The organism is Rhodococcus sp. 5A-K4 (assembly GCF_046097995.1).
GTDB classification, from domain to species: Bacteria; Actinomycetota; Actinomycetes; order Mycobacteriales; family Mycobacteriaceae; genus Rhodococcus_F; species Rhodococcus_F erythropolis.
Map to the genome: position 1 here is coordinate 168,296 of NZ_JBJURM010000007.1, position 24,157 is coordinate 192,452.

19 protein-coding genes are annotated in these 24,157 nt (G+C 63.5%); 6 read left to right on the forward strand and 13 right to left on the reverse strand.

The genetic code is table 11. The features are described 5' to 3' along the window. Nucleotides 1-16: 16 nt before the first annotated feature. The 7 genes from rpmA to ACKAMS_RS12135 all read right to left on the reverse strand — a co-directional run bounded on the left by rpmA (nucleotide 17) and on the right by ACKAMS_RS12135 (nucleotide 9,723). Nucleotides 17-286 carry a 50S ribosomal protein L27 gene (gene rpmA, locus ACKAMS_RS12105; protein WP_003944532.1) on the reverse strand — a complete coding sequence of 90 codons (270 nt, stop codon included), beginning with the start codon at nucleotides 284-286 and terminating at the stop codon, nucleotides 17-19. A gap of 42 nt (nucleotides 287-328) precedes the next feature. Next, nucleotides 329-640: a 50S ribosomal protein L21 gene (rplU, locus tag ACKAMS_RS12110; RefSeq protein ID WP_003944533.1), complete on the reverse strand. Its 312-nt coding sequence runs from the start codon at nucleotides 638-640 to the stop codon at nucleotides 329-331. Between the two features lie 319 nt (nucleotides 641-959). Beyond that, nucleotides 960-4,223, reverse strand: a complete 3,264-nt coding sequence (locus ACKAMS_RS12115) for a translation initiation factor IF-2 N-terminal domain-containing protein (protein ID WP_408989076.1) — start codon at nucleotides 4,221-4,223, stop codon at nucleotides 960-962. Between the two features lie 492 nt (nucleotides 4,224-4,715). Next, nucleotides 4,716-5,135: a nucleoside-diphosphate kinase gene (gene ndk, locus ACKAMS_RS12120; RefSeq protein WP_042952256.1), complete on the reverse strand. Its 420-nt coding sequence runs from the start codon at nucleotides 5,133-5,135 to the stop codon at nucleotides 4,716-4,718. Between the two features lie 18 nt (nucleotides 5,136-5,153). Continuing rightward, nucleotides 5,154-5,609: a DUF4233 domain-containing protein gene (locus ACKAMS_RS12125; protein WP_019749071.1), complete on the reverse strand. Its 456-nt coding sequence runs from the start codon at nucleotides 5,607-5,609 to the stop codon at nucleotides 5,154-5,156. Continuing rightward, on the reverse strand, nucleotides 5,606-7,045 hold the full coding sequence (folC, locus tag ACKAMS_RS12130; RefSeq protein ID WP_080910044.1) for a bifunctional tetrahydrofolate synthase/dihydrofolate synthase: 1,440 nt from the start codon (nucleotides 7,043-7,045) through the stop codon (nucleotides 5,606-5,608). The genes ACKAMS_RS12125 and folC overlap by 4 nt, the downstream gene beginning before the upstream one ends. Further along, nucleotides 7,042-9,723, reverse strand: a complete 2,682-nt coding sequence (locus ACKAMS_RS12135; protein ID WP_024487630.1) for a valine--tRNA ligase — start codon at nucleotides 9,721-9,723, stop codon at nucleotides 7,042-7,044. Before ACKAMS_RS12135 ends, folC begins: the two co-directional genes overlap by 4 nt. Before the next feature lie 172 nt (nucleotides 9,724-9,895). On the opposite strand from ACKAMS_RS12135, the gene ACKAMS_RS12140 reads away from it, so the two are divergent. After that, nucleotides 9,896-10,426, forward strand: coding sequence for a hypothetical protein (locus tag ACKAMS_RS12140; RefSeq protein WP_408989077.1), 531 nt, complete (start codon nucleotides 9,896-9,898; stop codon nucleotides 10,424-10,426). A 12-nt stretch (nucleotides 10,427-10,438) separates the two neighbouring features. Then, complete coding sequence (locus ACKAMS_RS12145) at nucleotides 10,439-10,597, forward strand: hypothetical protein (RefSeq protein WP_408989078.1); 159 nt, start codon at nucleotides 10,439-10,441, stop codon at nucleotides 10,595-10,597. 72 nt (nucleotides 10,598-10,669) lie between these two features. Here ACKAMS_RS12145 and ACKAMS_RS12150 read toward each other — a convergent pair whose 3' ends face one another. The 3 genes from ACKAMS_RS12150 to ACKAMS_RS12160 all read right to left on the reverse strand — a co-directional run bounded on the left by ACKAMS_RS12150 (nucleotide 10,670) and on the right by ACKAMS_RS12160 (nucleotide 14,401). Then, nucleotides 10,670-12,703, reverse strand: a complete 2,034-nt coding sequence (locus ACKAMS_RS12150; RefSeq protein WP_069146890.1) for a S9 family peptidase — start codon at nucleotides 12,701-12,703, stop codon at nucleotides 10,670-10,672. 12 nt (nucleotides 12,704-12,715) lie between these two features. Beyond that, the gene (locus ACKAMS_RS12155) at nucleotides 12,716-13,330 is read right to left on the reverse strand and encodes a GNAT family N-acetyltransferase (RefSeq protein ID WP_003944518.1); all 615 of its coding nucleotides are present in this window, start codon (nucleotides 13,328-13,330) and stop codon (nucleotides 12,716-12,718) included. Between the two features lie 63 nt (nucleotides 13,331-13,393). After that, nucleotides 13,394-14,401, reverse strand: a complete 1,008-nt coding sequence (locus ACKAMS_RS12160; protein WP_003944558.1) for an iron-siderophore ABC transporter substrate-binding protein — start codon at nucleotides 14,399-14,401, stop codon at nucleotides 13,394-13,396. Nucleotides 14,402-14,521: 120 nt separating this feature from the next. Here ACKAMS_RS12160 and ACKAMS_RS12165 point away from each other — a divergent pair, with 120 nt between their 5' ends. After that, nucleotides 14,522-16,831 carry an FdhF/YdeP family oxidoreductase gene (locus ACKAMS_RS12165; protein WP_408989079.1) on the forward strand — a complete coding sequence of 770 codons (2,310 nt, stop codon included), beginning with the start codon at nucleotides 14,522-14,524 and terminating at the stop codon, nucleotides 16,829-16,831. A 1-nt stretch (nucleotide 16,832) separates the two neighbouring features. After that, complete coding sequence (fdhD, locus tag ACKAMS_RS12170; protein ID WP_408989080.1) at nucleotides 16,833-17,702, forward strand: formate dehydrogenase accessory sulfurtransferase FdhD; 870 nt, start codon at nucleotides 16,833-16,835, stop codon at nucleotides 17,700-17,702. Here the strand turns inward: fdhD and ACKAMS_RS12175 are convergent. From ACKAMS_RS12175 to aroQ, 3 genes are read right to left on the reverse strand one after another with little or no spacing between them, the layout of a single operon-like run. After that, nucleotides 17,653-19,566 carry a sugar phosphate isomerase/epimerase and 4-hydroxyphenylpyruvate domain-containing protein gene (locus ACKAMS_RS12175; protein WP_020908230.1) on the reverse strand — a complete coding sequence of 638 codons (1,914 nt, stop codon included), beginning with the start codon at nucleotides 19,564-19,566 and terminating at the stop codon, nucleotides 17,653-17,655. The genes fdhD and ACKAMS_RS12175 overlap by 50 nt on opposite strands. Then, nucleotides 19,563-20,441, reverse strand: coding sequence for a shikimate dehydrogenase (locus ACKAMS_RS12180; RefSeq protein WP_021333420.1), 879 nt, complete (start codon nucleotides 20,439-20,441; stop codon nucleotides 19,563-19,565). The genes ACKAMS_RS12175 and ACKAMS_RS12180 overlap by 4 nt, the downstream gene beginning before the upstream one ends. Beyond that, complete coding sequence (gene aroQ, locus ACKAMS_RS12185) at nucleotides 20,441-20,890, reverse strand: type II 3-dehydroquinate dehydratase (protein WP_408989081.1); 450 nt, start codon at nucleotides 20,888-20,890, stop codon at nucleotides 20,441-20,443. The genes ACKAMS_RS12180 and aroQ overlap by 1 nt, the downstream gene beginning before the upstream one ends. 127 nt (nucleotides 20,891-21,017) lie before the next feature. Here aroQ and ACKAMS_RS12190 point away from each other — a divergent pair, with 127 nt between their 5' ends. Continuing rightward, the gene (locus tag ACKAMS_RS12190; protein ID WP_042952259.1) at nucleotides 21,018-21,692 is read left to right on the forward strand and encodes a TetR family transcriptional regulator; all 675 of its coding nucleotides are present in this window, start codon (nucleotides 21,018-21,020) and stop codon (nucleotides 21,690-21,692) included. Between the two features lie 71 nt (nucleotides 21,693-21,763). Continuing rightward, a complete protein-coding gene (locus ACKAMS_RS12195) occupies nucleotides 21,764-23,986 on the forward strand; it encodes a glycoside hydrolase family 3 C-terminal domain-containing protein (protein WP_070797109.1) in 2,223 nt (740 codons plus the stop codon). Nucleotides 23,987-24,157: the final 171 nt, after the last annotated feature.

Below are 24,157 nucleotides of genomic sequence, written 5' to 3' on the forward strand. Positions count from 1 at the left end.
CAACTAGCGAGAAAGACTAGACCTCAGCCGCAACGACGGCCGGAACGATGTTCACGGTCTTGCGTCCACGCTTCTGGCCGAACTCGACTGCACCGGCAGCGAGAGCGAACAGGGTGTCGTCGCCGCCACGGCCGACGTTGACGCCGGGGTGGAAGTGCGTGCCGCGCTGGCGAACCAGGATTTCGCCTGCGCTGACCGACTGGCCGCCGAAGCGCTTCACGCCGAGGCGCTGGGCGTTTGAATCGCGACCGTTACGGGAGCTGGATGCACCCTTCTTATGTGCCATGCTATTGACCCTCCTCGGGTGAAATTAGCTAGAAAGAACTGGTTACTTGATGCCCGTGACCTTGAGCACCGTGATCGGCTGCCTGTGGCCCTGACGCTTGTGGTAACCGGTCTTGTTCTTGAACTTGTGGATGCGGATCTTCGGGCCCTTGGTGTGCTCGACGATCTCACTGGTGACTGCGACCTTGGCCAGCTTGGCCGCGTCGGTGGTCAGGTCAGATCCGTCGACCACGAGAACGGGAGCAAGCGAGACAGCAGTGCCGGGCTCACCCTCGATCTTCTCGACCTTGACGAGGTCACCAACAGCGACCTTGTACTGCTTTCCGCCGGTCTTGACGATCGCGTACGTTGCCATCGGAGGGCTACCCCTTGCTTCTTCGAACTTGCTCGCGCTGCTGCCTGAGGCTTCAAATGCATCGCGACTGGTCTGGTTTATGTCACCTCGGCTCGGCACTGACGTACCGGGACATTCACGCGCACTCTAGGCACACGGAATCTCTACCGCCGGGTGGCGACCCTCCAAGGTTACGGGAAAGCAACCGTCAGGGTCAAACCGCCCCGCCGAGGGGTGGTGCTTACTACTCTATACTGCTTCTACCAGCTGAAACTTCGGATAACGGTTGGATGTCCTCGCTCATCGCGAAGTCATCCAACCGACCGAAAGCCAGTAGTTCTTACTCTCCGTCTACCGGAGGACCTGCGGGACGTGCTGCTGCACGCCTGCGACGGGGTCGCTTGACGACGACAACTTCTTCCTCAGCCGGAACTTCGGTGGCCGGAGCCGGAACGTTTTCCACGACCGCTTCTGCCACGGGTTCCGGAGTCGGAATCACGAAGACCGTACCCACCTCGGGAGCTGCCTCGGCAACCGGTGCCGACGCTGCCCGCGACGCCCGGCGACTACGCCGACGACCGCGCGGAGCTGCTTCGGTCGAAGCTGTCGCCGACTCGTTGTCCACTGCGGATACTTCTTCCGCAGCAGAGTCCACAACAGGAACGTCATGGCGCTCAGTAGCAGCAGGAGTATCGATCGGCCGATCCTGTTGCCGATCGGCACTTTTGGATGCATCATCCCCCGAAGACGTACCGGTGGAATCAGACTCGATCGAGCCGGCCGCGACGGTCTCGTCGTCGTCGTGGTGGTGCGAGGCCATCGCCAATGCCACCGGATGAGCCCGCTTGACGGTCGCGTCGACAGCCGGAACCTCCGGCGCCGGAGCTTCCTGTCCGTTGGACTCGGTCGAAGGCGACTTGTCTCCGCGGCCTCGCTTGTTCTTGCGCGAGGTGCCGGATTCGCTTCGCTGCGAGCCCGAACGCGATCCCCCGTCGTCCGAGGACTTCACCTCGACCGGCTCGGAGTGGACGATGATGCCGCGGCCGTGGCAGTGCTCACAGGTGGTCGAGAAGGCCTCGACCAATCCGGTGCCCAACTTCTTGCGCGTCATCTGCACGAGTCCGAGTGACGTGACCTCCGACACCTGATGGCGCGTGCGATCGCGACCCAGGCATTCGGTGAGCCGACGCAGGACCAGGTCCCGGTTCGATTCGAGGACCATGTCGATGAAGTCGACGACGATCATTCCGCCGATGTCCCGCAGGCGCATCTGGCGAACGATCTCCTCGGCTGCTTCGAGGTTGTTGCGGGTAACAGTCTCTTCGAGGTTTCCGCCGGCTCCGGTGAACTTTCCGGTGTTGACGTCGACGACGGTCATGGCCTCGGTGCGATCGATCACCAAGGTGCCGCCGGACGGCAGCCACACCTTGCGATCGAGTGCCTTGGCCAACTGCTCGTCGATACGGCGAGCGGCGAAGACGTCGATACCGTTGTTCGGCGTGTACTTCTCGAGTCGCGGAAGCAGATCGGGCGCAACGGAGTTGATGTAGTTCTCGACCGTCGTATGCGCCTTCTCGCCCTCGATGACCAGCTTGGAGAAGTCCTCGTTGAACAGATCACGAATGACCTTGACCAGCATGTCAGGCTCTTCGTACAGCGCCTGCGGGTTGCCGGACTTACCGGTGTCCGCAGCCGCGGCCTGCTCCTCGATGCCGGCCCACTGAGCCTGCAGACGAGTCACGTCGCGCGCCAACTCTTCTTCGCTGACGCCCTCGGACGCCGTGCGAATGATCACGCCGGCGTCGGCGGGAACGATGTCGCGCAAGATTTCCTTGAGACGCTTGCGCTCGGTGTCCGGAAGCTTGCGGCTGATACCCGTGGACGTACCACCGGGCACGTAGACGAGGAAACGACCGGCAAGCGAAATCTGTGTGGTCAGTCGAGCACCCTTGTGACCGACCGGATCCTTGCTGACCTGAACGAGCACCTGATCGCCCGGCTTTAGGGCCTGCTCGATCTTGCGCGAGTTGCCACCGAGACCGGCAGCCTCCCAGTTGACCTCACCGGCGTAGAGAACGCCGTTGCGGCCACGTCCGATGTCGATGAACGCCGCTTCCATGCTGGGGAGCACGTTCTGGACACGTCCGAGGTACACGTTGCCGACCATCGACGCGGACGCCGAGTTGGTGACGAAGTGCTCGACCAACACTCCGTCTTCGAGGACTGCTACCTGTGTAGTCGCATGCGGCTGACCGCTGTCTGCTCGATCGCGCACAACCATGACGCGATCGACGGCCTCACGACGCGCGAGGAACTCCGACTCGGTCAGAATCGGCGGACGACGACGGCCGGCGTCACGACCGTCGCGGCGACGCTGACGCTTCGCTTCCAGACGTGTCGAACCACTGATGCCCTGGACCTCGTCCTTGACGCGGGTCTTGTTGCGAGGTTCGCGCTCGTGAACGACGGTGTTCGGCGGATCGTCCTCGGACGTCGCAGTCGCGTCGGTGACGCCGTCGGTGCCGGTCTTGCGACGACGACGACGGCGGCGACGGCGGCTCGATCCGTCGGCATCGAGATCGGAATCGTCGGCATTCTCGGAATCCGCATCAGCGGTGGACTCGGACTTATCACCGGATTCTTCGCCGGCAGCGTCGTCGGTTTGCTTCTCGACTGCCGCAGGGGCAGATTCCTGCTCCGATTCGGTAGCGGTATCCGACTCTTCGTCCGAGCCCTGCTCGCCACCCTGTTCACCGCGACCACGTCCACGTCCACGTCGTCCACGACGACGGCGACGCGGCTGATCGTCGTCCTCGTCCTCGGACTCGGCGCTCTCGCCCTCGGTTTGCGGTGCGGTCACAGCCGGCTCTTCGACGGCAGGAACTGCAACCGGTGCTGCCTCGGGAACGACGGTTTCGGCTTCCGTAGTTGTCTGCTTCTCTTCGACGACCGCCGGTGCAGCGGGTTCGCGGCGTGCGCGACGGCGACGCGGAGCTACCTCGGCGGCTTCGAGATCCGGCTGCAGGAACAGCGGGACCTGCGGCGCGGCGGGAGCCACCTCGGGCTGATGGGTCTGCGGCGCCTCGAAGGAAGTGAACAGATCGGACTGCTCGGCTTCCTTGCTCTGCAGCGCAGCAGCGGCGTCGAGTCCAGCGCTGATCTCGGCGACAGCCGGATCCACTGCTTCTTCTGCTGAAGGTTCTTCGGCGGCCGGTTCTTCGACAACGACCTTTTTGCGGGTGCGACGAGCCCTGACAGGCTTCTCGGCCGGAGCCTCTGCAGCAGGCTCTTCCGCAACAGGGGCCTCGGCAACCGGGGCCTCGACAACCGGCGCCTCGACAACCGGGTCTATGAGGCTATCGAGCTCGGCGACGACCGGCTCGATGGCCTCGGCCGCGGAAGTCAGCGAGGCGTGAATCCGCTGGGCAACGTCCCGTTGGAGACTCGACTGCGCACTGCGCAATTCGGTACCGAGCGCTGCGGCTTCGGCAAGGACCTGCTTGCTGGTGACACCGAGCAGCTTCGCCAGCGCGTGTACGCGCATCTTGTCGGGAAATTCCGGGGTGGTGCTGGAATCTGATTCGGTTGGGGATTGATCGGCCACGTAAGTCTCCTCAGCCCCCGGGCGCGTCCAACCCAGAAGTCGAGTTGTCACGCGGCCACGCGGGAGCGTGCTGTGTGTACTCGCACTCAGAAGTGAGTGCGAGATTGTAAGGTCTCGCTCCGCATGGTCCGCAATGCCCGTTATTCACTGCGAGCACATGAAGTGCCTGGCTGGATGGCCGTTGTCCTGTGCGCGAGCGCCTGATCATCCAGCGTGCAGAGGTCCAGGGATTTCCTGTTGACCTGGAGCAGCGATGAAAGGGCATCGAACCTAGGTGTCATCCGGTTGAACGTGCGTAAAACAAATTGCGGTTCAACTGAAAGCAGTATCCCACACCAACGCGCCTGCAACTGCAAAGGGCGCACCGATGTGGGATACGTGCCGAGAATTCGCTGTGGAGATGTGGGCCGAAGGCCCGTTCATGTGGGCCGGAGGCCCGTTCATGTGGGCCAGAGGCCCGTTACATGTGGGCCAGAGGCCCCGATCGAAGATTCAGATGGACGACAGCGCGGGGAACCACAGAGCGATTTCGCGCTCTGCCGACTCCACGGAGTCACTGCCGTGAACGAGGTTCTGCTGCGCTTCGAGTCCGAAGTCGCCACGGATGGTGCCCGGAAGAGCTTTGTCGACCGGGTCGGTTCCGCCGGCCAACTGACGGAAAGCAGCGATGGCGCGGGGGCCTTCGAGCACTGCGGCCACCAGCGGACCGGAGGTGATGAACTCCAACAAGCTCGGGTAGAACGGGCGCTCGGAGTGTTCTGCGTAGTGGCTACCAGCCACCTCTTCGGAAGCTACACGGAGTTCGAGTGCTGCAATTGTCAGGCCTTTGCGCTCGATACGGCTGAGGATTTCTCCTACGTATCCACGGGCAACGGCGTCGGGCTTGATCAGTACGAGGGTGCGCTCAGTCACAGCGGACAGCCTAAATGGTCAGTCCCGCTGGCCGGGAAGCAGGCCCTTGTCCATCCGGCGCTTGATGTCTCTCTGCAGGTAGACGAGGTATCCCCAGACGATCCCGAAGGTGATCGCCACACCGGCAATCGACGGGTGGACGAAGAATCCGAATAGAAGAATCACCTGCAGCGCGACGTTGAACCCCATCGCCCACGGCTTGCCCTGGACGCCGGCTCCCAGAATCATCAGTACCGCCAACCCGATGATGAATCCCGCGGAGGCCGCGGTGAGGCCACCGCCGACGACCGCGACAACCGGCAAAGCCAGCAGCACGACGATCGCCTCGAGGATCAGGGTTCCGGCCATCACTCCGCGGAAACTTTTCCAGGGGTCCTTGGTCGGAGGCCCGAACTCGCCGGCAGTGTCTCCGGACTCGGGGTCTCCGGGCTCGTGGCCTCCGGACTCGGGATTGGCATCTGACGGGGTACTCACGCGGGGTCCTTTCCGAACAGCGTGCGGGCGGCGCCTGCGGTCACGACGGATCCCGTCACCACCACACCTGCCCCTGATACGGCTTCGCCGGGTTCGGCGACCTGCTCGGCGATTTCGATCGCGACTTCCAACGCGTCGGCAAGCACCGGCGCCACGACGACGCGCTCGTCGCCGAACTTCGCGACGGCAATGTTCGCCAGCTCCTCGACATCCATCGCCCGGGGTGACCCGTTGTGGGTGACGACGATCTCGTCGAAGACGGATTCGAATGCGGTCAAGATGGCGTCGACGTCCTTGTCCGCCATGACGCTGACCACTCCCACGAGCTTGCGGAAGTCGAACTCGGCGGAAAGTGCGGCGGCGAGAGCGCGGGCGCCGTCTGGATTGTGGGCGGCGTCGAGAAAGACCGTCGGCGCACTCCGAACACGTTCGAGGCGACCGGGATTGACGATCGAGGCGAACCCGTTGCGGATAGCGTCCTGATCCAGTTGTCGATCCGGACCGGCACCGAAGAACGCTTCGACGGCAGCGAGCGCGAGCGCGGCGTTGCGCGCCTGATGCTCACCGTGAAGGGGGAGGAAAATGTCGGTGTACACGCCACTCAAGCCTTGAAGTTCGAGCTGCTGTCCGCCTACCGCGATCTGGCGAGCAAGCACCTTGAACTCCGAGCCTTCACGCGCGACCGCGGCCTCGACCTCGACTGCTCGCCGCAGCAATACCTCCATCACTTCTGGAGTCTGCTCGGCGATGATCGCGACGGTGTCCACCGGAACCAGGTCCTCGCGGCCCTTCTTGATGATCCCGGCCTTCTCCTCCGCGATTCCGGCCAGGTCGGTGCCCAGGTACTCGGCGTGATCGAGGCTGATCGGCGTGATCACCGCGACCTGTCCGTCGATCACGTTCGTGGCGTCCCAGCGTCCGCCGAGGCCGACCTCGACCACGGCGACGTCCACCGGAGCCTCCGCGAATGCCGCATAGGCCATCGCAGTGAGCACTTCGAACTTGCTCATCGCCGGTCCCCCGGCTTCCTGCGACTGTGCGTCGATCATCTGCACGTACGGTTCGATCTCGCGGAACGTGTCCACGTAGAGCCGCGGGGAGATCGGATGACCGTCGATGCTGATCCGCTCGGTCGCGATCTGCAGATGAGGGCTGGTGGTTCGGCCGGTACGACGATGCAGAGCGCTCATCAAGGAGTCGATCATGCGCGTCACCGACGTCTTGCCGTTGGTTCCCGTGACGTGCACCGACGGATAGTTGTGCTGCGGTGAGCCCAGGACATCCATGAGCGCCTCGATACGAGTCAGTGACGGCTCGATCTTGGTCTCAGGCCAACGCTTGTCGAGTTCTGCTTCCACCAGCGCCAGTTCGGCGATGTCGACCGGGGTCGGAACCGAACTCTGAGCGTCGAATTGGGACGGCTCGTACGAACTCACTTGTCGGCCAACTCCTTCAGACGTCCTGTGATGCGCTCGATCTCTTCGACGGCGATCTGGCGACGTGTCTTGATCTTGTCGACGACGGCGTCGGGCGCCTTCGCCAGGAAGGCCTCGTTCGCCAGCTTGTTGTCAGCGGTGACGAGCTCCTTCTGCGCTGCGGCGAGGTCCTTTTCGAGCCGCTTCTTCTCCGCGCCGAGGTCGATGGTGCCCGAGGTGTCGATGTCGACCGTGACGGTGCCCTGGCTCAGACGCACCTCGACGGAGATCGACGCGGTGAATCCCTCTTCGGGTTCGGTCAGCTTGGCAAGCGCCGCCACGTAGGCGAACTGGCCGTCCATGCCTGCCTCCGAGAGCCCGGACGCACGAGCCGGAACCTTCTGGGAAGGCTTGAGCCCCTGATCGTTTCGGAAACGTCGCACCTCGGTGATCAGCTTCTGGGTGTCTTCGATCCTGGTGGCGGCCTGGGTGTCGACGGCCACACCGGACAACGTCGGCCAGTCGGCGACGACGACGGATTCACCACCGGTGAGCACCTTCCACAGGGTTTCGGTCACGAACGGAATGACCGGGTGCAGGAGGCGGAGCAGTGCATCGAGAACGTTGCCGAGCACGGCGCGGGTGTTCGCGGCGACAGCCTCGTCGGCGGCGAACTGCACCTTGGCGAGTTCGAGGTACCAGTCACAGACCTCGTCCCACGCGAAGTGGAACAAGCCTTCGCACGCCTTGCTGAACTCGTAGCGATCGAATGCGGCGTCCGCCTCGGCCTGGACCGTGTCGAGACGGTCGAGGATCCAACGATCGGCGTCGGTCAGTTCGCTTCGAGCGGGCAGCGGCGCGGGAGCAGCGCCGTTCATCAGAGCGAACTTGGTCGCGTTGAACAACTTGGTCGCGAAGTTGCGCGAGGACTGCGCCGAATCCTCACCGACGGAAAGGTCACTGCCCGGGTTGGCGCCGCGTGCGAGTGTGAATCGCAGGGCGTCGGCGCCGAAACGATCGACCCAGTCGAGTGGGTCGATACCGTTGCCGCGAGACTTCGACATCTTCTTGCCGTACTGATCGCGGACCAGTCCGTGCAGGAACACGTCCTTGAACGGCATCTGCGCGCCGGACTTACCCGGACCGGCGGTGATCGACTCGTCCTCGGACACGTAGGTGCCGAACATCATCATGCGGGCGACCCAGAAGAACAGGATGTCGTAGCCGGTGACGAGAACGCTGGTGGGATAGAACTTTTCGAGTTCGGGCGTGTTGTCGGGCCAGCCCATCGTCGAGAAGGGCCACAGTCCCGAGGAGAACCAGGTGTCGAGGACGTCGGGATCCTGGACCCAGCCTTCCGGTGCCGTTTCGTCGGGACCGAAGCACGCAACTTCACCCTCGGGGCCGTACCAGACCGGAATGCGGTGACCCCACCAGAGCTGGCGGGAAATGCACCAGTCGTGCATGTTGTCGACCCAGTCGAACCATCGCGGTTCCTGGCTCGCCGGGTGAATGACGGTGTCCCCGTTGCGAACCGCGTCACCCGCAGCCTTGGCGAGCGTCTCGACCTTGACCCACCACTGCAACGAGAGACGAGGCTCGATGGCCTCGCCACTGCGCTCGGAGTGCCCGACGCTGTGCAGGTACGGGCGCTTCTCGGCGACGACGCGGCCCTGCTCGGCGAGAGCTTCGCGAACCTTGACGCGAGCCTCGAAGCGGTCCATACCGTCGAATTCGGTTCCCGTGTCGGCGATCTTGCCGGTCTTGTCCATGATGGTGGGCATCGGCAGGTTGTGCCGCAGGCCCATCTCGAAGTCGTTGGGGTCGTGAGCCGGCGTGATCTTCACTGCGCCGGTTCCGAACTCGGGGTCGACGTAGTCGTCCGCGATGATCGGAATCTGACGCCCGGTGAACGGATGATCGAGAGTGGTTCCGATGAGGTGCTTGTAGCGCTCGTCTTCTGGATGGACCGCCACTGCGGTATCACCGAGCATCGTCTCGACGCGAGTGGTCGCGACGATGACGTGCGGCTCGTTGTCGTCGAGCGAGCCGTAGCGCAGGGAAACCAGCTCACCCTCGACGTCCTCGAACTTCACCTCGATGTCGGAGATCGCGGTCTGCAGCACCGGCGACCAGTTCACGAGACGCTCGGCGCGGTAGATCAGACCCTCGTCGAACATGCGCTTGAAGACGGTCTGAACGGCACGCGAGAGGCCCTCGTCCATCGTGAAACGATCGCGACTCCAGTCGACACCGTCACCGATGCGCCGCATCTGGCCCCCGATGGTTCCACCGGATTCGCGCTTCCAGTCCCAGACTTTGTCGATGAAGAGCTCGCGGCCGAAATCTTCCTTTGTCTTGCCGTCGGCAGCGAGCTGCTTCTCGACGACGGACTGCGTGGCGATACCGGCGTGATCCATGCCAGGTAGCCACAGCACCTCGTAGCCCTGCATCCGCTTGCGACGGCTGAGCACGTCCATGAGGGTGTGATCCAGGGCATGGCCCATGTGCAAGCTGCCGGTGACGTTCGGGGGCGGCAGCACGATGGAGTAGCCGGGCTTGTCGCTGGTCGCGTCGGCCTGGAAGTACCCGGCGTCTACCCAGCCTTGATACAGATCGGCCTCTACAGCGCTGGGGTCCCAGCTCTTGGGTAGGGCGTCGGCGGGGGTCTGGGGGTTCTCTGGAGCTGCACTGGTCACCACTTGATCCTAATGACTCCCCCGTCGTGAACGAATTCGCCCGTCGGCCGCCGCGGCGCACACGAACGACTGCCCCGCAGTCCGGGGTCAGCCGAACAAACGATATTCACCGATCCGCTCCGCTGACAGGATCGCTCTGAAGGACGACCGACCAACTACCTGTGGAGCAAATATGTTGAACAACTGGAGTTCTCGCCGTCCCGGCGTTCGAACCTTGGCGGCGGCCGCGACGATCGGAGCGGCGGTTGCCCTCGTGCTTCCGGCGACTGCGTCCGCTGCCCCCGGCATCGAAGAAAGTGTGCAAGGAAGCATCGACAGTGGCAGCGCCACGATCAACGGAAGCGTCGGCGATATCGGGAACGACATCGCAAACGGCATCGCCAGCGGCAGCGTGGGCGACATCGTCGGCGGGATTGCCACTGGGAACCTCAACGACGTCCTCGGCGGCCTGAACGCCGGTTCGACCAGCGCGACGGACATCGTCAACGGCCTGGCCAGTGGCAATGTCAGGGACATTCTCAGTGGGCTGGCCAGCGGCAGCGGCGGCGGCGGATCGTTTGCTCCGACGCAACGGTGTGACGCCTCGACGGTCTCCGGCGGCGCAGGAATCACCAGCACCAAGCACGAGCTCGGCCGCGGCGGACCGACGTCGTTCGTACTCGGCTACGAAACCGAGGACATCCCGGACCTGATCGAGGTGTAGTACGAAGGACGGTTGATCCACAGCACCGGATACATCGGCGACGACATCAACGAGGGAACTGGTTCGGCGGTCGTCAACGTGCCCGCCGGCGGTGCATCGTCCGTGCTGGTTCGCGTCACCGGCCCCGACCACACCGAGTGGGCGTACACGGTTCGCTGCCCCGGCGCCTGAGTCCGGTCCGGATCCACGCGAAGACGATCGTGCCTCGTTCGGCTGTTTCAGCCGAACGAGGCACGCGCGCGTTCAGCCCAGAATCTCGGGCAGCGCGACATCTTCGCCGAGAACGTGCTCGGAGAGGAACGCGGTGACCACCTCGTACCAGATCTTGGTGTGCTGTGGCTTGAGCACCCAGTGATTCTCGTCGGGGAAGTACAGGAAGCGATGGTCCGTTTTCCCGTCGTCGTCGGCGGGCAGACCTGACTCGGCGAGCAGTTCGTACCAGAGTCGCAAGCCCTCACCGATCGGAACCCGGTAGTCCTTGTCGCCATGGATGACCAGCATCGGAGTCGTGATGTCCGCGACGTACAGGTGTGGCGAGTTCTCGACGGCCATCTCCGGCGACATCTCGCGTTGCCAGTACCAGGCCGCGTCCGTCGTCGGGCCGAATTGATCGAGTGCCCAGAGGCTTGCGTGGGTGACGATCGCGTCGAAACGGTTGGTATGGCCGGCGATCCAGTTGGCCATGTAACCGCCGAACGAACCACCCATCGCGCCGGTTCGCTTGGGGTCGATCTCGGGCTGCGCGACGGCAGCATCGGTGATCGCCATCAGGTCGGTGAAGGGCGCCTTGCCCCACTGACCCCACCCGCGCTGGACGAAATCCTGCCCGTATCCGGTCGAGAGTGCGGGATCGGGCAGCAGTACGGCATAGCCCTTGGCGACGAGCAGCCACGGGTTCCACCGCCAGGACCAGGTGTTCCACGAACCGAGTGGGCCGCCGTGGACCCAGAGGAGCAATGGCACCGGTGCGTGCGGTGCGGCGCCGGTCGGCAGTGCCAACCAACTCCGGACTGTCGAACCGTCCTCGGCGCGAGCGGTGATCTCGGTCAGTGTTCCCGGCAGCTCCGGCAATGCGTCGGGTCCACGAAGTGCGGTGATCTCACCGGATCCCAGATCCACCCGCACCACGTGCGGGGGCGCTTCGTACGAGGCTCGCAACGCGTAGATCGACTCGCCGTCCGGCGCCACTCGAACATCGGTGTACGCCGCGTCGTCGGCTGTCAGGCGCACCGGCTGGCCCCACAGGTCGATGGTGAAGATCGGCCCTCGGCCGCCGTCGTCGGCGGTGACCACCAGCCCGGATCCGTCGGGTAGCCAGGCAAGTGAGGTAGGCCAGCGATCCCAGCCGTCGGCCACGCCGGTCACGGCACCGGATCCGAAGTCGTAGAGCTGCAGAGTCATTCGCGGTGCGGACTCCGGCGTGGTGAGAGTCTCCCGGATGAACGCGAGCTTGGTTCCGTCCGGCGAGAGCACCGGGTTGTAGACGTCCGCGTCAGCCTCGTCGACAAGGGTGGTTCGGTCGCCGGTCACCGTGTCGATCCGAACCAACGTCGATCGGCGGGCGGCACTCGCATCGCCGACAGTCCACGTTGTCACGACGAAGAGACCGTCGTCGGAAATCGTGGTCGACGTCTCTCGCAGCGCCGCGCCCGCAGTTGGTGTGATGTCCCGCAATTCGACGGATTCCTTCGAATCTGTCTCGGCGACAACCAGATGCGGATGATCGGGACCCAGGTCGTGGTCCCAGTGGCGCACCGGATACCCGGTGTGCAGCATCGCCGTGACCTTCTTGTCCTTGCGCGCCGATCGCACCTGATCGTCCTGGTCGAGGCTGATCGCCGAAGCCATGACCGACGTCTGGGCCACGAACGTCGGCGCCGCCTTGGCCGCTGATACCGACGAGACACCACCGGGACGTGAGATCAACAGCTGAGCTTCTCCGCCCGCCGCGGGCAAGCGCCAGAGTGCGGGTTGCGGATCGCTCTCGCCCGGCACGGCTCGCGTGGCGGTGAAGAGCACGTCGCCGTCGAACGCGAAGGCAGCACCGGACTCGCTGGTCGAGCCCCAGGTCAACCGACGCGCCGGACGCCGACCTTCCGGGTCGATCTCCCACAACGAGGACACGTATTCGGCGCTCTTGTCGTCGAGAACGGCGCGCGCGCAGATCAGCAGCGAGCCGTCGGGTGACAACACCAGGCCGGACAACCTGGCCAAGGCGATGTAGTCGTCGAGTTCGTCGAACGGTGTGCCTGCGTGGAGCTCGGGAATCTGGGTCACCACTAGTTGGTATCACGCGCCCCGCGGTTGACGCATCATTGCGTAGATCGTCGGCCCGCCGCCTGGCATGACGATGTCACGGGTCACTTCGAAACCGAAGCGGTTGTAGTACGGGATGTTCGATTCCTTGCTGCTCTCGAGGTAAGCGTCGACGTGTTCACGATCGCAACGCTCCAACCGGGAGTTCAGTAGGGCTTTGCCGTATCCCCCACCGCGCGCCGCGCTGCCGGTCCCGACCGTCGCGAGATACCAGTGCGGCGAATTCGGATGTGCTCCTTCGAGAACGGAGCTGACCTCGGCCGCGTGTCGTAGCCCCCTGCCGAAGACACGCACCATTGCGGGCAGGCTCACGAGCCCGGAAATCCACGACTGCTTCCACCGCCCCGGCGGATCCCACAGAGTTGCCCCGCCGATCACGCCGTTGTCATCGGTGGCTACCTCGACACCGCCACCGGCGAAGTGGTGGTAACGAGCTTCTGCGGCAAACAGTTTCGTCAGGCGCTCAGCCCTGGAGTCCTCGTCCGGCAACATCCAGGCCATCAAAGGATCATCTTCGAACGCCTCGGCCAACACCGCCGACAGCGCCGGAATATCGGATCGGACAGCCGGCCGCACGTGTACACCCATGAGGCGAGAGTACCGCCGACTGCCCGAATCCCTGGACTTTGAACAGCGCTGTCCTTGAACCGATCAGACGAGCAAGCCCGCAATCCGCGGCGGAATCTGTTCGAGCGCATACGGCAAGCTCAGTACGGTGCTCCACGTCATGGCTTCGGCAGCAGCGTCTTCCAGAATGATCGCGCGGCCGTCCTTCACGACGTCGAGTTCCTGGTAGATCGGGGTCTTGTCCAATTCCGCCCGAAGCTTGTCGCCGTAGCCACCACCGGCGTACCAGACGAGTACGTCGACGTCCGCAAGCGAGAGTTGCTCGGTGCTGATCTCGGCGAAGTTACCCGTGATCTGATCGGTGACAGGCGGATTCACGAATCCGAGTTCAGTGAAGAACCTCACCTTGGGGTCTTCCGGTCCGTAGACCCCGAATTGCCCCGGCCCCTTCAACGCGCCGACCAGAACGGTCTTGCCGGCAAACGCCGGATTGGCCGTCTTCACGTCGGCGAACTTCTTGTCGACGCCGGCGATCAGCTCGGTGGCCTTTCCTTGCTGCCCCAGCGCTTCGCCGATGATGGTCGTCTGGTTCTGCCAGGGGATTCCGTAATCCGCGAACTCCTTCGGCTGCGCCACCGTCGGCGCAATGGCACTGAGTTTGTCGTACTGCGCCTGAGTGAGCCCGGAGTAGGTGCCGACAATCAGGTCGGGTGTCGTGGCAGCGACCTTCTCCATCTGAATGGTGGTGCCCGCGGTTCCGATGATCTCGGGAGTCGCCCCGTTCAGCAGCGGCTGCGCCCATGGCCACACACCGTAGGGGTAATCGCCGTACCAGTCGAAGGTTCCGACCAAAGTCCCACCGAGGGCGAGGATCGCATCTTGATCGTTGTATCCGACACTGACGATCCGCTGCGGATCCTTGGGCAGCTCGGTAGCCCCAAATTTGTGGGTGATCGATCCCGCAGAGTCACCGCTGGGGGGCGTGTCCTCGTCGTTCGAACTGGAGCAGGCTGCGGCGAATGCCAGCAACGCTCCCGACGTGCCGATCAGAAATCCGCGCCGGGTCAGCCGACCTGCGTCCGTTCGATCCATGCTCTTACCCCTTAAGTCCGCTCGTTCGGTAGGTAAGGCTAGCCGATGAATGTCGCATTCCGGTGAGTTCGACCGTCCCATTCGATGGCAGTACCGCGCCGTTCGGGCCAGTATGGAGACATGACGCGCCAGGGCCCCTCGAAAGACATCGACGAATCGGATCTCGAAGTCACGCACCCCAAGGACTACGCCGCCGGAGTGCCGGCCGTTCTGGTGTCGCTGCAACGAGGAATCGAGCAGATGGGAGCCTTGCGGACCGCCCGAACGCTCACCAGGCTCAACCAGCGTCACGGCTTCGACTGCCCGGGGTGTGCGTGGCCGGAGACTCCCGGACATCGCAAGCCCGCCGAGTTCTGCGAGAACGGAGCGAAGGCCGTTGCCGAGGAAGCAACGCTTCGCACGGTCACGCCTGAATTCTTCGCGGAGCACTCGATCGCCGACCTCGAAGGCAAGACCGATTACTGGCTCGGCCAACAGGGCCGACTGACGCACCCGATGGTCCTGACCCCGGGAGCAACCCATTACCAGCCGATCGACTGGGATGGCGCGTACGCACTGATCGCCGAACATCTGAACGGCCTCGCGTCGCCGGACGAAGCAGTGTTCTACACCTCCGGTCGCACGTCCAACGAAGCAGCGTTTCTCTACCAGTTGATGATTCGTAGCTACGGCACCAACAACATGCCCGACTGTTCCAACATGTGTCACGAGTCGTCCGGAAGCGCACTGACCGAATCCATCGGCATCGGCAAAGGCTCGGTGACGGTTCCCGACCTCGAGAACGCCGATCTCATCCTCATCGCCGGACAGAATCCCGGCACCAACCACCCACGAATGCTCTCGACACTCGAGAAGGCAAAGGGCAACGGCGCCAAGATCATTGCCATCAATCCCCTCCCCGAGGCGGGATTGCGGCGGTTCAAGGATCCGCAGAAAGTCTCCGGCGTGATCGGGCACGGAGTCGACATCGCGGACGAGTTCCTGCAGATCCGGCTGGGCGGCGACATGGCGCTGTTCCAAGGCTTGGGGAAGCTGCTGCTCGAGCAGGAAGATCGCGCTCCCGGCACGGTGGTCGATCGCGCATTCGTCGACCGCTACTGCGCCAGTTGGGACGAATACGAGAAGCACATCCGCGCGGTCGATCTCGACACGGTACTCGAGGCGACGGGCCTGTCGATGGCGCAGCTCGAGGAAACGGCTGCCGCGCTTGCCCGATCCGAGCGAACCGTCACCTGCTGGGCCATGGGCATCACTCAGCACACACACGGAGTCGCCACCATCGAAGAAGCGGTCAACCTGCTGCTCATGCGTGGAATGATGGGCAAACCCGGTGCCGGGGTCTGTCCGGTGCGAGGACACTCCAATGTCCAGGGTGACCGCACGATGGGCATCTGGGAGAAGATGCCGGAAGAGTTCCTGGCCGCGCTCGACACCGAGTTCTCGATCTCGAGCCCCCGCAAGCACGGGTGGGACACCGTCGACGCGATCCGCGCGATGAATGCCGGCAAGGCAAGCTTCTTCATGGCGATGGGCGGCAACTTCATCCAGGCCAGCCCGGACACCGCAGCCACCGAAACCGCGCTGCGCCAATGCGAACTCACCGTTCAGGTTTCCACCAAACTGAACCGAAGCCACGTCGTTCACGGGCAGACCGCAATCATCCTCCCCACCCTCGGACGCACCGACCTCGACGTCCAGGCCGGCGGAAAGCAGCTTGTCTCCGTGGAAGATTCGATGTCCATGGTGCACCTGTCGCGCGGACGCCTCACGCCGGTCAGCCCCTACCTACGTAGCGAAGTCGCCATCATCTGCCAACTCGCCCGCGAACTACTCGGCAGCGATCACTCCGTCCGCTGGTCGGCCTTCGAGGGCAACTACGACCTGATTCGCGACTCCATCTCACGAGTGGTGCCCGGATGCGAAAACTACAACACCCGGGTTCGCCAGCCGGATGGATTCCAGCTCCCACACCCACCGCGTGACTCGCGTGAGTTCCGCACGCACACCGGCAAAGCCAACTTCGGCGTGAACGAACTGCACTGGATACCCACTCCGAGCGGGCGCCTGATTCTGCAGACCATGCGCAGCCACGACCAGTACAACACCACGATCTACGGCCTCGACGACAGATACCGCGGTATCAAGGGCGGACGCAAGGTCATCCTCGTCAATGCCGAAGACATCACTGCACTCGGATTCCGCGACGGCGATCTCGTCGACATCGTGTCCGAGTGGACAACACCAGACGGAACACTCGAAGAGCGTCGGGTCACGGAATTCCGCATCGTCTCCTACGACACCCCCCGCGGCAATGCGGCGGCGTACTACCCCGAGACAAATCCGCTCGTTCCCCTCGAACACGTTGCAGCCAAGTCGAACACGCCGGTCTCGAAGGCCGTCACTGTTCGACTCGAAGCATCAGGCGCCTGAGATGGGACGGGTCACCGCACGAACACCGGTCGTTCGAATCTCGGGTGATCGGGTCGTCACGCGCCCCGACACGCTGGCCGTCGAAGAACCACTCGAAATGAGGGTTGGCGGTCAGGTGCTGGCCGTGACGATGCGAACACCAGGCAACGACGTCGACCTCGTCCACGGATTCCTTCTCAGCGAAGGCGTCATCGGTACCCGCGACGACGTGAGCGTCGTCCGGTACTGCGACGGCGTCGACGAAACCGGCGCGAACACCTACAACGTCCTCGACATCGCGCTCGCTCCCGGAGTGCCGTTGCCCGATCACACCACCGATCGCAACACCGTCGTCAGTTCCGCGTGCGGCGTGTGCGGCAAGACGTCACTCGATGCCGTCCGAACCACCACGCGGCATCCCCTGGTCGGTGACACGACTTCCGTCACCTCCACCGTCCTGTCTGCCATGCCGGTCACGCTTCGGGAGAGCCAACGGATCTTCGAGCGCACCGGAGGCCTGCACGCAGCCGGATTGTTCACCGCCACCGGCGAACTCCTGGCGCTGCGCGAGGACGTCGGCCGGCACAACGCAGTCGACAAGGTGATCGGGTGGGCAATCACCGACGGCCGAGTGCCGCTCTACGACACGATCCTGATCGTCAGTGGGCGGGCGTCGTTCGAACTCGTCCAGAAGGCCGTCATGGCGGGCATTCCGATTCTGGGCGCAGTCTCCGCGCCGTCGTCATTGGCCGTGGACCTGGCACAGGAATCGGGGTTGACCCTCGCCGGTTTCATTCGCGGCGATTCGATGAATATCTACTCGCACCCGCACCGAGTCGAGGTCACGTCTGATTCGCGCGCAACTGAGCCGACAGTCGCACAGCGGAGTTGACCTCCCCGTAGCCCTCGTATCCACCCACTCGCTGCACGACCTCGAAGAAAAGGTCTCCCCCGACCGTCGGGGTGAACAGGTGGAAGAACTCACCGCGGGCGTCAGCGTCGTAAAGGATTCCGGCGCTGCGCATCCGGTCGAGCAGTTCTGAATTCAGACCGAAACGTGCGTCCAGATCGTCGTAGTAGTTCGGGGAAATGGGTAGCGGAGCAAAGCCCCAGTCCTGCATGGACGCAGCGGCACCGAAGATGTTCTCACACGCGAAAGCGACGTGGCTGACGCCGCCGCGACGGACCGTCGGCAGCCCGCTTCGACTGCCCTCCACCATGTTCAGTGAGATCCGCAGGGTATGTCCGTCACCGTCCTGAACGAGCGTGAGTGCCTGGCTCCGCATGAGTCCGACCGAATCGGTGACGTCCTGCCCCTCGTGCGGTTGCATCTCGAACACGGACCGCAGGAGCAGCATGATGCCGTCCCAACTCTCCGCCGGAACTGCCAGTGCCACGTGGTCGATCCCGGTGAACACTGCGCCCTGTTCACGATTGCGCTCGGCGGGCAGCGGGTAGATCTCGAATGCCGATTCCCACGCTGCAGCGCTGCCGGGGCCACGAAGGTCGATCGATGTCGCATCGGTGACCTTCAAGCGTACGACGTCCGGTACCTCGGAGTTCTCGTCGCTCGAACCGGGCAACTGCACGCGCGTCGCCGGTACTTCGAGAGCCAGAGCGCGCTCTCCCCACACTTCGGGTTCGGTTGCCCTGATGCCGATCTGAGTGAGAACCGGCAGATCCGCGGGCAGCCCGGGCGCCGTCCACACCGTGCCCGCTGTCGCGTCGACGGCAACGGTGAGCGGTCCGTGCCGCCACAACTGCAAGTCGTGATCGTGGTGCCGTCCGACCAGATGGAAACCGACGCGAGAGAGCATCGAGTGCACCTGGTCCTGTTTAGCCGGACCCGCAGCGATTCGCAGAGACACGATCCCTTCGAGCGGGGTGCGCTCCGGGGCGGTGAACAGCGTGGGTCCACCGGCGGCAGGGTTCGCGGCGGCGACCTGTTCTTCCAGATGGAGGAGCGACCGATGAGCGTCGATTGCCGTCCGCTGGGTGTCCGCGCGGCGGAATACGTCGTTGAAGATCTCGAGCGACCACGGTCCGTCGTAACCGGTGGCGTAGACATGCTGAGCGAACGCACTGAGATCGAAGCTGCCCTGCCCCGGGAAGTTTCGGTGATGCCGGCTCCACTGGAGGATGTCCATCGCCAAGAACGGAGCGTCCGCCAACTGGAGGAAGAAGATCTTCTCGCCGGGAATCTCGCGAATTCCGGCGGGATCGTCACCGCGCGAGAGGATGTGAAAGCTGTCCAGACAGGTACCGAGCGAAGGATGGTCGACGCCCTCGACGATCTGCCACGCATGGCCGTACGTGTTGACGTGGGCACCCCACGCGAGCGCCTCGTAGGCAACCTTCTTGCCGTGCTCGGACGCCAGTTCGGCGAGAGCTCCGAATTGCTCTGTCAACTGACCGTCATCGTGACTTGCGGTCGGCAGGGGCGAGGAGCACACCAGGAGCGTCTCGCACCCCAGTTGATCCATCAGCTCGAATTTGCGTTGCACTCGAACAAGATTCCGAGCAAATTGGGCCTCGTCCACCGTGTCGAAGTCACGGAACGGCTGATACAGATCGAGGGTCAAGCCCAGATCCGCAGCCCGCGTTCGCAATTCCTTCGGGGACCACGGCGAAGCAACAAAATCCGGCTCGAACACCTCGAAGCCGTCGAAGCCGGCAGCAGCGATGGCGTCCAGCTTCTCCTCGAGAGTGCCACTGAGCGATACCGTCGCGATCGACGTCCGGACCGGGGCACTCACAGCGCTGCCGCAGTCTGTTCGCCGTGCACGAGTTCCGTCATGTGCGCGAGCATCCGCTTACTGTCGGGCTCGATGCCCGTGAAGATCCGGAACGCGTCGACGGCCTGAAAGACAGTCATTCCGCCTCCGCTGAGCGTCGGGGCTCCGATCAACCTCGCTTGACGCAACAGCTCGGTCTCGAGCGGGCGGTAGACGATTTCCGCTACCCACAGATCTGGACGGAGCAGATCCGGCGAGAATGCCATTCCGGGATGAGCCGCCATTCCCATCGGCGTCGCGTGGATCAATCCGTTTGCGTTGCCGAGCACTTCGGCGAGGTCGCTCGTGTGCCGCGCCTCGACAACCTGCGCCGGAAACTGCTGCGCGAAGGTTTGTGCAAGTTCCTCCGCGCGAGGCAGGCTCGAATCGACCAACGTCAGTGTCCCGACACCGCGGGTGAGCGCTGCATAGGCAACCGCCGCACCGGCTCCGCCGGCACCGAGCTGCACGACGCGATCGAGCTGTGCTCCGGGAAGTCCGTCGTCGAAATTTCGGCCGAAGCCCGACCAATCAGTGTTGTGTCCGATCGCCTTGCCGGAGTCGAAGAGGACCGTGTTCACCGCACCGAGCCGGCTCGCATCCGGCGAGAGCTCGTCGAGGTGCTCGATCACCAACTGCTTGCACGGGTGAGTGATGTTGAGGCCGCGGAAGCCGAAACGTCTTGCATAGGTGAGAAGTTCACCGATGTCCGACGGCGCCATTCCCATCACGTCGAGATCGAGGATGCGGTAGACGTAAGGCAGGCCCTGTCTGCGCCCTTCTTCCTCGTGCATGATCGGAGTCAAGGAGGCTCCGATTCCGGTGCCGATCAGACCGCAGAGGATCGAATCACTCATCAGTTCTTCCCTTCTCGGATGCAGACGAATTCGACTGCGGCGCTGTATCCGTCGATTCCCAATCCACAGATGACGGCGTCGGCGATGCCGGAGACATACGAGTGGTGACGGAATTCTTCGCGACTGTGGATGTTGCTGATGTGCACCTCCACGACGGGGGCATCGAGTGTGACCAGAGCGTCGCGCAACGCAACGGAGGTGTGCGAGTACCCACCGGGATTGATGACGATGCCCGCGACATTTCCCCTGGCCTCGTGGACCCAATCGATCAGTTGGCCCTCGTCGTTCGACTGCTTTGCCTCGACCACCACTCCGAACTTCTCGGCCGCCGCTTCACAGCGGGAAACGACGTCGTCCAGGGTGTCTCTCCCGTAGAACTCCGGTTGGCGCTGGCCCAACAAATTCAAGTTGGGTCCGTTGAGGACCAGAACCGGTAGAGATGGAGTCATCAGGGGCACCTCGGGGTTGACGCTCGAAACTAATGTACGAACTAGTGAGTTAGTTCACTGGACGTTACTCCCCCGACGTGAACTCGACAAGCAAAGTCGACAAACTGCTGGCAGATAGAGTGAGCACATGGTTTCCGAGCAGTCAGTGAACTCTGTGGTGTCGAAGCCGGAGAAACGACGCCGAAACAGCGATCTGACCAGGGTGAACATCATCGCCGTCGCGACCGAGGAGTTTGCCGACAAAGGCTTCGCCGGCGCCCGGGTCGACGAGATCGCAACCAAGACGCATACCACCAAGCGCATGATCTACTACTACTTCACCGACAAGGAAGGGCTGTACAAGTCGGTACTCGAGCATGCGTACAGCGTCATTCGTGCGCAGGAACGTGAACTCGACCTCGAGGGATTGAACCCCACGGCAGCAGTCCGCGCTTTGGCCGAACTCACCTTCGACCACCACGAACAGCACCCGAATTTCATTCGGCTCGTGGCCAACGAGAACATGCTCCGCGGCGAGCACATCGAGAAATCCGAGTTACTCAGCGGCCTCGGCGCCCCTGCCGCCGACCTGGTCTCGCAGATCCTGCAAGACGGGCAGCAGTCTGGGGCATTCCGCTCCGACGTCGATGCTCTCGACATTCACATGGTGATCAGCAGTTACTGCGTCTTTCGTATCGCCAATCGGTACACCTTCAAAGCGCTCTTCGACCGCGATCTGACCGACTCGACGCATCGTGAGCATCTTCGAACAATGCTCGGCGACATGGTTGTTGCGTTCCTGACCTCGAAGGCGCCGTCCTGACCTACCCCGAAGTCCGAAAAATCCCCCTACGGTGGTGAGTGGAACTCACAGCTGCCACCGGGAGGAATGACGTGACCGAGAATTACGTAGACGGGCTTTCACTCGAGGAGAAGGCGTCGTTGACGTCCGGCTCGGATTTCTGGCACAGCCAGTCCGTTGCCGGAATCGAATCGATACTCCTGACCGACGGTCCGCACGGAGTCCGGAAACAACCCGAGGGCGGCGACGCACTCGGACTCGGCCACAGCATTCCAGCGACATGTTTCCCACCGGCGGTCGGGTTGGGCTCGTCGTGGAACCTCGACCTCATCCGCCAGGTCGGTGAGGCTCTGGGCGACGAAGCCAAAGCCGAACAGGTCTCGGTCCTCCTCGGCCCAGGCATCAACATCAAACGATCACCCTTGTGTGGCAGGAATTTCGAATACGTCTCCGAGGACCCATTCCTCTCCGGCCGCGTCGCGGCAGCGCTGATCACCGGCATCCAGTCTCGCGGCGTCGGAACCTCGCTCAAGCACTTCGCTGCCAACAACCAAGAACACGACCGGATGAGAGTCAGTGCGGACGTCGACGAACGGACGCTGCGCGAGATCTATCTGGCCGGCTTCGAATACGCCGTAAAGACCGCGGCCCCGACGACGGTCATGTGCTCGTACAACAAGATCAACGGTGTGTACTCGAGCCAGAACCATTGGCTACTCACCGAGGTACTCCGCGAACAGTGGGGCTTCGACGGCCTCGTCGTTTCGGACTGGGGAGCGGTCAACGACCGCGTGGCGGCACTCGCCGCGGGCCTCGACCTGGAAATGCCGCCGACCGGAACCGATACCCAGATCGTCGACGCCGTGCGCGGCGGCGACCTGGACGAATCCGTGCTCACCACTGCCGCCGAACGACTGTCGACGCTGGTGAAACGCACCGCCGCCGCGCGCACCGAAGGCCACACGTACGACGTCGAGCGTCACCACGAACTGGCACGGACCGCTGCAGCGGAGTCCGCTGTCTTGCTGGCCAACGACGGAGAACTACTGCCGCTGACCCCCGGCGGGCAAACTGTCGCGGTGATCGGCGAATTCGCGTGCAGCCCGCGGTACCAGGGGGCCGGCAGTTCACAGGTGGTTCCCACCAAGCTCGACAATGCCTTGGACGCGATCCTCGACCTCGAAGGCGCCGACCGCGTCACCTTCGCACCGGGCTTCACCTTCGACGGCACTCCGGACGACGACATGGTCACCGAGGCTGTCGACGCCGCACGCCGCGCTGACGTCGCGGTGCTGTTCCTCGGACTACCGTCCGCCACAGAATCCGAAGGATTCGACCGAACCGACATCGAACTGCCGGCTGACCAGATCGCCCTGCTGGAAGCGGTCCACGGCGCGAACCCGAACACGGTCGTCGTGCTCGCCAACGGCGGTGTGGTTTCGATCGAGCCTTGGAAGGATCATGCCGCCGCAATCCTCGAGGGCTGGCTACTCGGCCAGGCGGGCGGCTCGGCGATTGCCGATCTTCTGTTCGGCATCACGAATCCGTCCGGCCGCCTCACGGAGACCATTCCGCTTCGCCTCCAAGACAATCCGTCGTATCTGCATTTCCCGGGATCACAGCAGCACGTCCGCTACGGCGAAGGCCTGTACGTGGGATACCGCTACTACGACTCCGCGCTGCGCGAAGTGGCGTACCCGTTCGGGTTCGGGCTGAGCTACACCACCTTCGACATCACCGATACCTCCGTCGAGGCCGGTGAGAACTCCGCCGAAGTGACCGTCACCGTGCGCAACAGCGGCGACCGATCGGGCAGCACCGTCGTTCAGGTCTACGTCCACGACGCCTCGGCAAGCATCGATCGACCCGCGCAGGAATTGAAGGGCTTTGCCAAGGTCCACCTCGACCCCGACGAATCCGCGACTGTGACCATCACGCTCGACACCAGGGCATTCGCCTATTGGTCCGTCGCGGCGCAGGACTGGGCGATCGAACCTGGCGACTACGAGATCCGCGTCGGTTTCTCGTCTCGGGACATCGCAACCACCGACACGATCACCCTGGCCGGGAACGTCGGCGTCGGCACGCTCGACGCCATGTCGACCATCGGCGAATGGCTCGCCCATCCCGTCGGCAGCGCAGTTCTCGGCGCCGCCATGGCTGCCGCAGCGGGCGACGGTGCACAGGCGGTCAGCCCCGAGATGATGGCACTCGCAGGCTCGATGCCGCTCGGAAAACTCGCCACCTTCGGCCTCGGCATCACCGAGGAACAGGTGGCGCAGTTGGTGGCGGCCGCCGCGCAGCCAGGCTCCTGACCGCCTGAACTGCGGTTTCGACGTGCGAAGAGTCCGCCGGTAGATTTTTATGAACTATTTGGTTAATAATCTTGTGTAGTCGCTGTGGCGTCGGTTACATTCCTTGTATCGCTCTCCGCACAGACGTTCTCGATACGAACACCCTCGACGAACATCATCGGCGGATGTAGA

Bases quoted from the DNA above. Each gene is read 5' to 3' on its own strand.
- rpmA (WP_003944532.1), bottom strand. From the start codon at position 286: ATGGCACATAAGAAGGGTGCATCCAGCTCCCGTAACGGTCGCGATTCA.
- rplU (WP_003944533.1), bottom strand. From the start codon at position 640: ATGGCAACGTACGCGATCGTCAAGACCGGCGGAAAGCAGTACAAGGTC.
- ACKAMS_RS12140 (WP_408989077.1), top strand. From the start codon at position 9,896: ATGTTGAACAACTGGAGTTCTCGCCGTCCCGGCGTTCGAACCTTGGCG.
- ACKAMS_RS12155 (WP_003944518.1), bottom strand. From the start codon at position 13,330: ATGGGTGTACACGTGCGGCCGGCTGTCCGATCCGATATTCCGGCGCTG.
- ACKAMS_RS12160 (WP_003944558.1), bottom strand. From the start codon at position 14,401: ATGGATCGAACGGACGCAGGTCGGCTGACCCGGCGCGGATTTCTGATC.
- ACKAMS_RS12165 (WP_408989079.1), top strand. From the start codon at position 14,522: ATGACGCGCCAGGGCCCCTCGAAAGACATCGACGAATCGGATCTCGAA.
- fdhD (WP_408989080.1), top strand. From the start codon at position 16,833: ATGGGACGGGTCACCGCACGAACACCGGTCGTTCGAATCTCGGGTGAT.
- ACKAMS_RS12180 (WP_021333420.1), bottom strand. From the start codon at position 20,441: ATGAGTGATTCGATCCTCTGCGGTCTGATCGGCACCGGAATCGGAGCC.
- aroQ (WP_408989081.1), bottom strand. From the start codon at position 20,890: ATGACTCCATCTCTACCGGTTCTGGTCCTCAACGGACCCAACTTGAAT.
- ACKAMS_RS12190 (WP_042952259.1), top strand. From the start codon at position 21,018: ATGGTTTCCGAGCAGTCAGTGAACTCTGTGGTGTCGAAGCCGGAGAAA.